The 12,480-nt window shown below is 64.9% G+C and carries 7 protein-coding genes; 4 read left to right on the top strand and 3 right to left on the bottom strand.

The features are described from left to right. Positions 1–189: 189 nt before the first annotated feature. Complete coding sequence (gene mutS / locus D3242_RS12065) at positions 190–2,916, top strand: DNA mismatch repair protein MutS (RefSeq protein WP_064984505.1); 2,727 nt, start codon at positions 190–192, stop codon at positions 2,914–2,916. On the opposite strand, the gene D3242_RS12060 is transcribed toward mutS, so the two are convergent. From D3242_RS12060 to D3242_RS12050, 3 genes are all read right to left on the bottom strand, one after another. After that, on the bottom strand, positions 2,917–3,762 hold the full coding sequence (locus tag D3242_RS12060) for an aldo/keto reductase (protein ID WP_064984503.1): 846 nt from the start codon (positions 3,760–3,762) through the stop codon (positions 2,917–2,919). 89 nt (positions 3,763–3,851) lie between these two features. Then, a complete protein-coding gene (copM, locus tag D3242_RS12055) occupies positions 3,852–4,241 on the bottom strand; it encodes a CopM family metallochaperone (protein ID WP_064984501.1) in 390 nt (129 codons plus the stop codon). A 43-nt stretch (positions 4,242–4,284) separates the two neighbouring features. After that, positions 4,285–6,804 (bottom strand): heavy metal translocating P-type ATPase, encoded by a 2,520-nt coding sequence (locus D3242_RS12050; protein WP_064984499.1) that lies wholly within the window; start codon positions 6,802–6,804, stop codon positions 4,285–4,287. Positions 6,805–7,109: 305 nt separating this feature from the next. On the opposite strand from D3242_RS12050, the gene D3242_RS12045 reads away from it, so the two are divergent. From D3242_RS12045 to murJ, 3 genes are all read left to right on the top strand, one after another. Further along, on the top strand, positions 7,110–7,907 hold the full coding sequence (locus tag D3242_RS12045; RefSeq protein ID WP_064984498.1) for a glycosyltransferase family 25 protein: 798 nt from the start codon (positions 7,110–7,112) through the stop codon (positions 7,905–7,907). 90 nt (positions 7,908–7,997) lie between these two features. Then, positions 7,998–10,799: a [protein-PII] uridylyltransferase gene (locus D3242_RS12040; RefSeq protein WP_064984496.1), complete on the top strand. Its 2,802-nt coding sequence runs from the start codon at positions 7,998–8,000 to the stop codon at positions 10,797–10,799. A gap of 46 nt (positions 10,800–10,845) precedes the next feature. Beyond that, positions 10,846–12,426 carry a murein biosynthesis integral membrane protein MurJ gene (murJ, locus tag D3242_RS12035; RefSeq protein WP_019862893.1) on the top strand — a complete coding sequence of 527 codons (1,581 nt, stop codon included), beginning with the start codon at positions 10,846–10,848 and terminating at the stop codon, positions 12,424–12,426. The last annotated feature ends 54 nt before the right edge of the window (positions 12,427–12,480 follow it).

Genomic DNA, 12,480 nt, shown 5'->3' with positions numbered 1-12,480 from the left:
CAGCACCTCCTTGAAGCGGGTGCTTTGTTTCGGTCCGAATTAAGACCACGCGCCGCCGCGTGTAAACCGCCAGCGCGCGGGAATCGCAGGCCGAAGGACAATTGCGTGCAAACGATCGCCTCGGTCTTCCCCTGCTTTTCGAAGCTCCGGCATTAAACCCGGCCAACACATCTGCTAGCGTGCCGCGCCATGAACATGCACCTAGCGAATGAGCCCGACGCCCCCGAGGTGATGACGCCGCCGCCCGGCACGGCCGCCGTCACGCCGATGATGGAGCAGTTTATCGAGATCAAGGCGGCGAACCCGGATTCGCTCTTGTTCTACCGCATGGGCGATTTCTACGAGCTGTTCTTCGACGACGCCGAAAAGGCGAGCCGGGCGCTGGGCATCGTCCTGACCAAGCGCGGCAAGCACCAGGGCCACGATATCCCAATGTGCGGCGTGCCGGTGCATGCGGCCGACGATTATCTGCAGAAGCTGATCGGCCAGGGATTCCGCGTCGCCGTCTGCGAGCAGATCGAGGATCCGGCCGAAGCCAAGAAGCGCGGCTCCAAATCGGTGGTGCGCCGCGACGTGGTGCGGCTGGTGACGCCGGGCACCATCACCGAGGACAAATTGCTGGCGCCGTCGGAATCGAGCTTCCTGATGGCGCTGGGCCGGGTGAAGGGCGGCAGCGACCATTCCTTCGCGATTGCCTGGATCGATATCTCGACCGGCGCCTTCCGTGTTGCCGAGACCACCGCCGACCGGCTGCTGGCCGACATCTTCCGTGTCGATCCGCGCGAGCTGATCGTCGCCGAGCCGGTGTTCCACGATCCCGAACTGAGGCCGGTGTTCGACGTGCTCGGCCGCGTCGCCAACCCGCAGCCGCCATCGCTGTTCGATTCGGCCTCGGCCACGGGCCGCATCGCCCGCTTCTTCGAGGTGGCGACACCGGACAGTTTCGGCACGTTCTCGCGCGCCGAACTGTCGGCGATCTCGGGCGCCATCGCCTATGTCGAGAAGACGCAAAAAGCCGAGCGCCCGCCTTTGTCGCGGCCGGAGCGCGAGGAGCAGGGCTCGACCCTGTTCATCGATCCGGCGACGCGCGGCAATCTCGAACTCTTACGCACGCTGTCCGGCAGCCGCGAGGGCTCGCTGTTCAAGGCGATCGACCGCACGGTGACCGGCGGCGGCGCAAGGCTGCTCGCCGACCGGTTGATGGCGCCGCTGACCGACCCGGCGGCGATTGGCGCGCGCCTGGATTCGGTGTCGTTCTTCCGCTCCGAAACCCGGCTTTGCCAGGCGGTGCGGACGAGCCTGAAAAGCGTCGCCGACATGCCGCGCGCGCTGTCGCGGCTGGCGCTCAACCGCGGCGGCCCGCGCGACCTTGGCGCGTTGCGCGCCGGTTTCGAGGCGGCCGGCGCCATCGTCGAGATCTTCGCCGCAACCGCCCTGCCCCAGGAATTGGCTGAGGCGATGGCCGCCATCCAGGCGCTGCCGCAGGCGCTTGCCCAGCATCTGACGCAGGCGCTCGGCGAGGAATTGCCGCTGCTCAAGCGCGACGGTGGCTTCCTGCGCGGCGGTTACCACCCGGAACTCGACGAGATGCGGGCGCTGCGCGACGAATCGCGAAAAGTGATTGCCGGGCTGGAGCGCTCGCTGATCGAGGAGACCGGCATCCGCTCGCTGAAGATTCGGCACAACAATGTGCTGGGTTACTACATCGAGGTGACCGCCAACCATCATGCGATCATGACCGGCAGCGATGGCGCCAAGGCGCGCTTCATCCACCGCCAGACCATGGCCAATGCCATGCGCTTCACCACGACGGAGCTTGCCGAACTCGAGACCAAGATCGCCAACGCGGCAGACCGGGCGCTCAGCATCGAACTGGCGGCGTTCGATGCGCTGACGGCGCAAGCCGTCGGCGAGGCGGAAAAGATCCGTGCCGGCGCCGATGCGCTGGCAGCGATCGATGTCTCGGCGGCACTGGCGCTGCTTTCGGAAAGCGAAGCCTGGTGCCGGCCGGTCGTGGATTCCAGCCTGGCCTTCGAAATCTCCGGCGGCCGGCATCCGGTTGTCGAGCAGGCCTTGCGCCGTTCCGGCGACGGGCCGTTCGTCGCCAATGATTGCGACCTGTCGCCGGAGGGGAACGCCAAGAACGGCGCGATCTGGCTGCTGACCGGCCCGAACATGGGCGGTAAATCGACGTTCCTGCGGCAGAACGCGCTGATCGCCATCCTGGCCCAGACCGGCTCCTTCGTGCCGGCAACATCGGCCCATATCGGCGTCGTCGACCGGCTGTTCTCGCGAGTCGGCGCCTCGGACGATCTGGCGCGCGGCCGTTCGACCTTCATGGTCGAGATGGTCGAGACGGCGGCGATCCTCAACCAGGCCGGCGAACGGGCGCTGGTGATCCTCGACGAGATCGGCCGCGGCACCGCCACCTTCGACGGCCTGTCGATCGCCTGGGCGGCGGTGGAATACCTGCATGAGAAGAACCGCTGCAGGGCGATCTTCGCCACCCATTTCCACGAAATGACCTCGCTCGCCGGCAAGCTGGCGCGGCTCCACAACGTCACCATGCGGGTCAAGGAATGGGAAGGCGACGTCGTCTTCCTGCACGAGGTCGGCAAGGGTGCCGCCGACCGCTCCTATGGCGTGCAGGTGGCGCGGCTCGCCGGCCTGCCGGAAGCGGTGGTCGACCGGGCCAAGCAGGTGCTGCACCAGTTGGAGGAAGGCGAGGTTTCCGGCAAGACCAACCGGCTGGTCGACGACCTGCCGCTGTTTTCCGTGGCCATGAAGCGGGAGGCGCCGAAGCCGGTGAAGAGCGACGCGCTCGGCGCCGCGCTGGGCGAGATCAACCCCGACGAGATGACGCCGAGGGAAGCGCTGGAAGCGCTTTACCGGCTGAAGGGACTGGCGGGGAAGTAATTAGATCATCTCCAGCCCACGCTTGCGCGTCGGTGGCGGGAACGCACGGTCGAGATCGGCGAGATCCCCAGCTGTGAGCTTTATGTCGAGCGCCGCAAAATTCTGGCGGACATGTTCCTGGCTGCTGGCCTTTGGAATGGCGATGATGCCGTCCTGATGCATCACCCAGGCCAGCGCGATTTGTGCCGCGGTCGCATTGTGGCGGGCGGCGACGGCGTCAAGCCCAGTATTGCGTGCCAGCGCGCCCTGCTCGACCGGCGAATAGGCCATCAAAGGGATGCCGCGCTTGCGGCTCCAGGGCGCCAGATCGAATTCGGGGCCACGTCGGACCAGATTGTAAAGCACCTGGTTGGTCTGGACGTTGCCACCGTCGGGCAAACCGGCCAGGTCCTCCATGTCCTCGGTGTCGAAATTGCTGACGCCCCAATGGCGGATCTTGCCGGCCCTCCTCAAGGCCTCGAAGGCTTCGACCGTCTCCGCCAAAGGCACGCTGCCCGGCCAATGCAGGAGATAGAGATCGATGCGGTCGGTGCGCAGGCGCTTCAGGCTGTTCTCGCAGGCGCGCTGCACGCCAGCGCGCGACGCGTTCGATGGCAGAACTTTCGAGACCACGAAGACCTCGGCGCGGCGCCCGGCAATGGCTTGCGCCACCACTTCCTCGGCGCCGCCGCTGGCATACATTTCGGCGGTGTCGATCAGCGTGAGGCCAAGATCGAGGCCGAGTTTGAGAGCGTTGACCTCATCGGCACGGCGACGCGAATCCTCACCCATCTTCCACGTGCCCTGGCCGAGCACTTGAATGGCTTCGCCAGAAGGCAGCGTGGTGGTTCTGATGGTGGATGGCATGGCAGGCTCCGTTTGAGGCCGAATCGCATCACAGGGCGGGCGAGAGAATCCAGAGGCGTTCTCGCCCAAATCTCCCCGTCGCGAAAGGCTCACTTCACTGGATGCGCGGCGAGCCAATCCTGCATCTGCTTGATCTCGGCTTCCTGCGCGGCGATGACGCCTTCGGCGAGCTTGCGGATTTCCGGGTCCTTACCGTTGGCAAGCTCGACCTTGGCCATGTCGATGGCGCCCTGGTGGTGCGGGATCATGCCGCGGACGAAATCGACATCGGCATTGCCGGTGTATTTGACCATCACGTCCTTGTGCATCTTGTCCATCGCCTTCTTGTAGCCAACGGTGGCAGGGCTTTGCGCACCCATCGACATGCCAGCCATGTCGTGTTTCATCTCTTCGCTCTGCGCCGGAACGCTTTCGAGGAAGACGGCGAGCAGCATTCCCGCCGCCATCAGCAAAAGCACGAGTTTCTTGGCCAAGGTCATTCATGGTCTCCTGTTGGTTGAGTTTCGTATTTGGGGGTTTGGATCAGAGTTTCAACGTTCGCAGCCGCAATGCGTTGGCGATGACCGAGACGGAAGACAGGCTCATCGCCGCTGCCGCCAGCATCGGCGACAAAAGCATGCCGGTGAGCGGATAGAGCACGCCTGCGGCGACGGGCACGCCAAGGACATTGTAGAGGAAGGCGAAGAACAGGTTCTGGCGGATGTTGCCGATCGTCGCCTGGGCCAGCGTGCGAGCGCGCACGATGCCGTTGAGGTCGCCCTTGACCAAAGTGATGCCGGCGCTTTCGACCGCGACATCGGCGCCGGTGCCCATGGCGATGCCGACATCGGCGCTGGCCAAGGCCGGCGCATCGTTGACGCCGTCGCCGGCCATGGCGACGCCGGCGCCCCTGCCGCGCAGTTCCTCGACCAGGGCTGCCTTCTGTTCCGGCAACAGGCCGGCGCGAACCTCGTCGATGCCGAGGCTTTTGGCGATTGCGTTGGCCGTGCGCTCATTGTCGCCGGTCGCCATGATGATCCTGAGTCCGCTGTCATGCAGCGCCTTGATCGCCTCGGCGGTGGTCGCCTTGATGGGATCGGCGACGGCGACGATGCCGGCCAGTCTGCCGCCGACAGCGACGAACATCGCCGTCTTGCCATCGCCCTGCAGCGCTTCTGCGCCGGCCGAAACGGCGGAAACGTCAACGCCGAGATCGCCCATCATCGCGGCATTGCCGAGCGCGACGGCCTTACCCGACACCGTGCCGGAAACACCCTTGCCGGTAACCGCCTCGAAATCGCCGGCGTCGGTGACGGTCGCACCGCGCGCCGCGGCGCCCTCGACGATGGCCTCGGCCAGCGGATGTTCCGAGCCCTTCTCCAGGCTCGCGGCGAGCCCCAGCAATTCGTCTTCGGAAAAGCCGGTTGCCACGACGACATCCGTCAGTTTCGGTCTGCCCTCGGTCAGCGTGCCGGTCTTGTCGACGATCAGCGTGTCGACGGAGGCGAAGCGTTCGAGCGCGGCGGCTTCCTTGATCAGCACGCCAGCATGCGCCCCGCGTCCGGTGGCGGTCATGATCGACATCGGCGTGGCGAGGCCAAGCGCACAGGGACAGGCGATGATCAGCACCGAGACCGCCGAGACGATGGCGAAGATCAGGCTGGGCTCGGGGCCGAAGACGGCCCAGGCGATGAAGGCCACAACGGCGACAAGGACGACGGCCGGGACAAAGTAGAAGGAAACGCGGTCTGCCAGCCCCTGGATCGGCGCGCGCGAGCGCTGTGCCTTGGCGACGAGTTCGACGATGCGCGCCAGCGTGGTCTCTGCGCCGATCCGTTCGGCACGCATGATCAGCGAACCTTGTTTGTTGAGCGTGCCGCCGGTGAGAGCGTCGCCCTCGGCCTTTTCGACCGGCAGCGGCTCGCCCGTGATCATCGATTCGTCGATGGAGGAGCGGCCTTCGAGCACCGTGCCGTCGACCGGCACGGCATCACCGGGCCGGATACGCAGGCGATCGCCAGCCTTGACGCTGTCCAGCGGCACATCGGCCTCGGAACCGTCTTCGGCCATACGGCGCGCGGTCTTCGGCGCCAGATCGAGCAAGGCGCGGATTGCCGACCCGGTCTTTTCGCGGGCACGCAATTCCAGCACCTGGCCGAGGAAAACCAGCGCGACAATAACGGCGGCGGCCTCGAAATAGACCGGCACCGCGCCGCCATGGCCGCGGAACTGATGCGGGAAGATGTCCGGAAACAGGGTGGCGACGACGCTGTAGATGTAGGCCGCGCCGACGCCTAGCGAAATCAGCGTCCACATGTTGGGGCTGCGGTTGAGGACAGACTCCCAGCCACGGTGGAAGAAGGGAAAAGCGGCCCAGAGCACCACCGGGCTTGCCAGGAGCAATTCTATCCAGACCTTTGTGCGATCATCGACCCAGCTTTCGAACGACACTCCAATCATTGGCGCCATCGCGACGATCAGAAGCGGGATCGACAGGACTGCGCTGACCCAGAACCGCCTGGTGAAATCGACCAGTTCGGGATTTGGCCCTTCATCGCCCGATGGCACGCCCATCGGCTCAAGCGCCATGCCACAGATCGGGCAGGAGCCGGGCTTGTCGCGGACGATTTCGGGATGCATCGGGCAGGTGTACTGCGTGCCCTTGGGCGCGGGCGGCGGTGCCGGCCTGTCGCCGAGATAAGTCTGCGGTGCCGCCTCGAATTTCGCCTTGCAGCCGGCGGAACAGAAATAGAAGCCCTGGCCTTCATGGCGCACGAAGTGCCTGGCTGTGGCACGGTCGACGCTCATGCCACAGACGGGGTCGGTGGCCGTGAGGTATTGTTCCGGCTCGGCCTGGAATTTCGAACGGCAGCGCTCGCTGCAGAAATGGTAGAGGCGACCGCCATGCTCCGATGTCGGCTTGCCGACGGCTGGATCCACGGTCATGCCGCAGACCGGATCGCGCAGAACGGCTGCAGTATCGGCGCCTTTCGGCGCGCAACAACTGCCGTGCGCGCCTTGTGCGTGGTGATCGCCGCGATGGTCATGGTCTGGGTGCGTCATTCCAAAATGCCTCTATGCCTCTGCCTGATCGCGGAGGTAGTGCTTCCAGTAACTGGAAGGTCAAGGGCTGTTCCGATTTTTTCGTTTCTGGCCCGGCATTGGCCGCTCACCCTGTACCAGGTGGCTACATCGTGTCGAAGCAAATGGCACGCGACGTCCTCTGTTGGCTCTGCCATTGCGGCATGATATCCACCCGAGAAAGATCAACAAACCATAGCATCACCTGTGCTTGAAGGCTCCCGCGGTGCTTGGCGGTTCCCGCCGGTTCGCTGGAAGCAAGGGTTTTGAAAAAATATCTCGTGAAAATGAAGCGTCTGGTCATCAACCTCGATCGATCTCCCGAGCGGCTTGCCCACATGTCGAGGGAATTCGCCCGCATCGGCGTTGGGTTCGAACGGGTCGCGGGGGTCGATGGCAAGGAACATCCCGACCTGATTCTGCAGCCGCAGCACGCAATACACGCCACCCGGCCGCTCTCCGGCAGCGAAATCGCCTGCCTGCACAGTCATCGAGCCTGCTGGACGATCATTGCCCAGGATGAGGCCCCATACGGCGCCGTGTTCGAGGACGACATGGTCTTCTCCAGTAGGGCCGGGGCGTTGCTGGGCGATACGAGTTGGGTGCCGGCGGACGCCGATGTCGTGAAGCTCGAGACATTCTTCTCCACAACCGTGATCCAGAGGAGAAGGACCTCTGCCGGACATGGTTTTTCCATGGCCCGGCTCCGCAAGGGCCATCCGGGGGCCGGTGGTTATCTGCTCTCGCGGCGGACGGCGCGCGACTTTCTGGAGGCAACGGCGCAGGTCAGCATTGCTACCGATGATCTCATCTTCAACCCCGTCATGTCGGCCGGCAAGACCATCTACCAACTTGTTCCGGCGCTCTGCGCACAGGATCAATTCGTCGACGGAAGGCTGCCAAGCCTGCTTGACCACGAACGCGATGCCGCGCGGACCGCTAGCGGGCTTATGACAAGGCAGAGGAAGCCGATGACCGTGAGAATCAGCAGAGAGGCCGGGCGAACCGCACGGTGGATCGCCGATTTCTGCAGATTCCGGCAACGGATCGTCGTTCCCATCGATCCGATCGAGGCAACGGACTAGCCCGCTTGCCGGGCCACCAGAAGGCCCCATACCCAGCGCCGCGAAAACACGCTATAGACGCCGCCCAAATGGCAAGGCCGACTGATACCTATGGCGAAAATCTCCCTGAAGCTGGATGAACTGATCGACGGCGAAGCCTTGCGCCGCGAGATGACCGCGCTGACGACGGCCACGGCGGGTGACGGTTCGGGAGCCGCCGCCCGCGCCGGTGTGCTGCAGCTTCTCAAGGCCCGGCTCGCCGAAGGCCGGAGGATTGCCGAGGCCATGCTGAAGGAGGATGGCGGCGGCAATGCCTGCGCCGAGCGATTGTCGCATCTGATGGATGAGCTGATCCGGGCGCTTTACGATTTCGCGGCGACGCATGTGTACCGCGTGAAGAACCGTTCGTCGGCCGAACGCATGGCCGTCGTGGCGGTCGGCGGCTATGGCCGCGGCACGCTGGCGCCGGGATCCGACATCGATCTTCTGTTCCTCTTGCCCTACAAGCAGACACCATGGGGCGAGCAGACCGTCGAATACATGCTCTACATGCTGTGGGATCTCGGCCTAAAGGTCGGCCACGCCACCCGCAACATCGACGAGTGCCTGCGGCTGTCGCGCACCGACATCACCATCCGCACCTCGATCCTGGAAGCGCGCTTCCTGTGGGGCGAACGCAAGCTCTATGACGAGTTGATGCTGCGCTTCGACCACGAGGTGGTGCGCACGACCGGCCCGGAATATGTCCAGGCCAAGCTCGCCGAGCGCGACGAGCGCCATGCCAAGGCCGGCGAAAGCCGCTACCTGGTCGAACCCAACGTCAAGGACGGCAAGGGCGGCCTGCGCGACCTGCAGACGCTGTTCTGGATCGGCAAATACTTCTACCGGGTGCGCACCGGCGAGGAACTGGTCGAAAAGGGCGTCTTCACCGAGGCCGAGTACCGCGAGTTCCAGAAGGCCGAGGACTTCCTGTGGGCGGTGCGCTGCCACATGCATTTCCTCACCGGCAAGGCCGAAGAGCGGCTGCATTTCGACATCCAGCGCGAGATCGCCGAGCGGCTCGGCTACACCACCCATCCCGGCCTGTCGGCGGTCGAGCGCTTCATGAAACACTATTTCCTTGTCGCCAAGGATGTCGGCGACCTGACCCGCATCTTTTGCGCGGCGCTCGAGGAGGAACAGGCCAAGCACGTTCCCGGCTTCAATCGCATCTTCCTCACCTTCCAGCGCCGCAAGCGCAAGCTTGCCGGCACGTCCGATTTCATTGTCGACAACCACCGCATCAACATCGCCGACGACCAGGTGTTCGAGCGCGATCCGGTCAATCTGCTCAGGCTGTTCTGGTTCGCAGACAAGCACGGGCTGGAATTCCACCCCGATGCGCTGAAGCTGCTCACCCGCTCGCTCGGCCTGGTCAACAAATCGCTGCGGCGCGACGAAGAGGCCAACCGGCTGTTCCTCGACATATTGACCTCCGACCGCAATGCCGAACTCAATCTGCGGCGCATGAACGAGGCGGGGCTGCTGGGCAGGCTGATCCCCGATTTCGGCAAGATCGTCGCCATGATGCAGTTCTCGATGTACCACCACTACACGGTCGACGAGCACCTGATCCGCTGCATCGGCGTGTTGGCCGAGATCGAGCGCGGCGATGGCGAAAAGGTGCATCCGCTGTCGCATTCGCTTATGCCCGGCCTGAAGAAGAGCCGCGAGGCGCTTTATGTCGCCGTCTTGCTGCACGACATCGCCAAGGGCAGGCCGGAGGACCATTCCGAGGCAGGCGCCCGCATCGCACGGCGCATCTGCCCGCATATGGGGATGTCGGCGGCGGACACGGAAACCGTCGCCTGGCTGGTCGAGAACCATCTCGTCATGTCGATGACGGCGCAGACCCGCGACCTCAACGACCGTAAGACCATCGAGGATTTCGCCTCGATCGTGCAGTCGGTCGAGCGGCTGAAGCTCTTGTTGATCCTCACTGTCTGCGACATCAGGGGCGTCGGGCCGGGTGTGTGGAACGGCTGGAAGGGCCAGTTGCTGCGCACGCTCTACTACGAGACCGAACTGCTCCTGACCGGCGGTTTCTCGGAAGTGTCGCGCGCCCAGCGCACGGTGGCGGCGCGCGAACGCCTGGCCGAGGCACTCGCGGACTGGTCCGACAAGGACCGCAAGCGCTATGTCGGGCTGCATTACGAGAATTATCTGCTCACGGTCGACCTGCCGGATCAGCTGCGCCACGCCGAATTCGTCCGCGAGGCCGACGCGGCCGGCAAGAAGCTCGCCACCATGGTCAAGACCCACCAGTTCGAGGCGGTGACCGAAATCACCGTGCTGGCGCAGGACCACCCCCGCCTTCTGTCGGTCATTGCCGGGGCATGCGTCGGCGCCGGCGGCAATATCGTCGACGCGCAGATCTTCACCACCGCCGACGGCCGCGCGCTCGACACCATCCTGATTTCGAGGGAATTCGACCGTGACGAGGACGAACGCCGTCGTGCCGAGCGTGTCGGCCGGCTGATCGAGGACGTGCTGTCGGGCAAGAGCTGGCTGCCGGAGATGATCGAGAAGCGCACCAAGCCAAAGCGCGGCGCCAAGGTGTTCAAGATCCCGCCTCGCGCCGAAATCCGCAACGCGCTGTCGAACCGGTTTTCGGTCATCGAGGTCGAGGGGCTCGACCGCCCGGGCCTGCTGTCTGAGATCACCGGCACGCTGTCCGACCTGTCGCTCGACATCGCCTCGGCGCACATCACCACTTTCGGCGAAAAGGTCATCGACACCTTCTATGTGACAGACCTCACCGGCCAGAAGATCGACAACCCGACCCGCATCGCCACCATCCGCAACCGGCTGATGGCAGCGCTCGAAGGCATCGCGCCCGAACGCGGCGGCAAGGCCAAGGCGGCGGCCGAGTGACAGCCTCCATCACTTTGTCCCAATTCCGCAGGCAGTTCCCAAAAGCATGAGCCTCGTCAAGAAATTCGCAACGGTCGCTTCCGGCACGCTGATGAGCCGCGCGCTTGGTTTCGGCCGCGAGATGCTGATGGCGGCAGCGCTCGGCACCGGACCGGTGGCCGACGCCTTCAACGCCGCCTTCCAGTTCCCCAACACCTTTCGCCGGCTGTTTGCCGAAGGCGCGTTCAACGCCGCCTTCGTGCCGCTGTTTGCCAAGGAGATCGAAACGCACGGCACCGACGGCGCCAAGCGTTTTTCCGAGGAAGTGTTCGGCGTGCTGTTCTCGGCGCTGCTGGCGCTGACCATCGCCATGGAACTGGCGATGCCGCTGATCGTGCGCTACCTGGTGGCGCCGGGCTTTGCCGACACGCCGGGCAAATTCGAGACGACCGTCCTGCTGGCGACGATCATGTTCCCCTATCTCATCTGCATGTCGCTCGCGGCCATGATGGCCGGCATGCTGAATTCGCTGCGCCGCTATTTCGCGGCGGCGATCGCGCCCGCTTTCCTCAACATCATCCTGATCAGCGTACTTGGCTATGCCTGGTATCACGGGCTGGATGCGCATGCCGTAGGCTTCAGCCTGTCCTGGGGCGTGCTGGCGGCGGGGCTGGTGCAGCTCGCCATCGTCTGGGTGGCGGTGCGCAATGCCGGCATCTCGATCGGCTTCCGCCGGCCGAAGATGACGCCGAACGTCAAGCGCCTGCTGATCCTGGCCCTGCCGGCGGCGATCACCGGCGGCATCACCCAGATCAACCAGTTGATCGGCACGGCAATCGCGTCGGCGCAGGACAGTGCGGTGTCCTCGCTCGCCTATGCCGACCGCGTCTATCAGCTGCCGCTCGGTGTCGTCGGCGTGGCGGTGGCGATCGTGCTGTTGCCCGAACTGTCGCGGGCGCTGAAATCGGGCAATCTCATCGAGGCCGCCAATCTGCAGAACCGCTCCGTCGAGTTCACTCTGTTCATGACCTTGCCGGCGGCGGCGGCGCTCTGGGTGATGTCGGAGCCGATCGTGCGGCTGGTCTATGAGCGCGGCGCGTTTGCCGCCAACCATTCGACCCCGACCGTGGCGGCGATCCTGGCGATCTTCGGCCTTGGCCTGCCGGCCTTCGTGCTGATCAAGGCCTTCACCCCGGGCTATTTCGCCCGCGAGGACACGCGCACGCCGATGATCTTCGCCGCCATCTCGGTGGCGGTGAACGTCGCCACCGCGCTGACGCTGTTTCCCAGGATGGGCGCACCCGGCATTGCGGTGGCCTCGGCCGTGGCCGGCTGGGTCAACGCGCTGATGCTGCTTGCGGTCTTGATCCGGCGCGGCCATTGGGGCCGCGACGTGCCGCTGCTGAAGCGCATTCCCCGGCTGGTGCTGTCGGCGGCGGTGATGGCGGTGGCGCTGTATTTCGCCGAGCACTGGCTGGCCGTCAGGCTCGGTCCCGGCTCGCCGCTGGTCGTCAAGGCGACGACGCTGCTGGCGTTGGTGGCCGGCGGGGCGTTGCTCTACTTCGTCACCGCCTTTGCCACCGGCGGCGCCGATTTCGGCATGATCCGGAGAAACATCGGGCGTAAGGGATCGCCGCCTGTCGGCTGACGATCCCCGGACTCTTGATACTACCGGATGCCGTTCGACCGCCTTAATCCCTGT

Source organism: Mesorhizobium jarvisii (assembly GCF_003601985.1).
Taxonomy (GTDB): Bacteria; Pseudomonadota; Alphaproteobacteria; order Rhizobiales; family Rhizobiaceae; genus Mesorhizobium; species Mesorhizobium jarvisii.
The sequence above is the reverse complement of the archived record's forward strand: the minus strand, read 5'-3'. Positions and strand labels throughout refer to the sequence as shown.

Bases quoted from the DNA above. Each gene is read 5' to 3' on its own strand.
- D3242_RS12060 (WP_064984503.1), bottom strand. From the start codon at position 3,762: ATGCCATCCACCATCAGAACCACCACGCTGCCTTCTGGCGAAGCCATT.
- mutS (WP_064984505.1), top strand. From the start codon at position 190: ATGAACATGCACCTAGCGAATGAGCCCGACGCCCCCGAGGTGATGACG.
- D3242_RS12045 (WP_064984498.1), top strand. From the start codon at position 7,110: ATGAAGCGTCTGGTCATCAACCTCGATCGATCTCCCGAGCGGCTTGCC.
- D3242_RS12050 (WP_064984499.1), bottom strand. From the start codon at position 6,804: ATGACGCACCCAGACCATGACCATCGCGGCGATCACCACGCACAAGGC.
- murJ (WP_019862893.1), top strand. From the start codon at position 10,846: ATGAGCCTCGTCAAGAAATTCGCAACGGTCGCTTCCGGCACGCTGATG.
- copM (WP_064984501.1), bottom strand. From the start codon at position 4,241: ATGACCTTGGCCAAGAAACTCGTGCTTTTGCTGATGGCGGCGGGAATG.
- D3242_RS12040 (WP_064984496.1), top strand. From the start codon at position 7,998: ATGGCGAAAATCTCCCTGAAGCTGGATGAACTGATCGACGGCGAAGCC.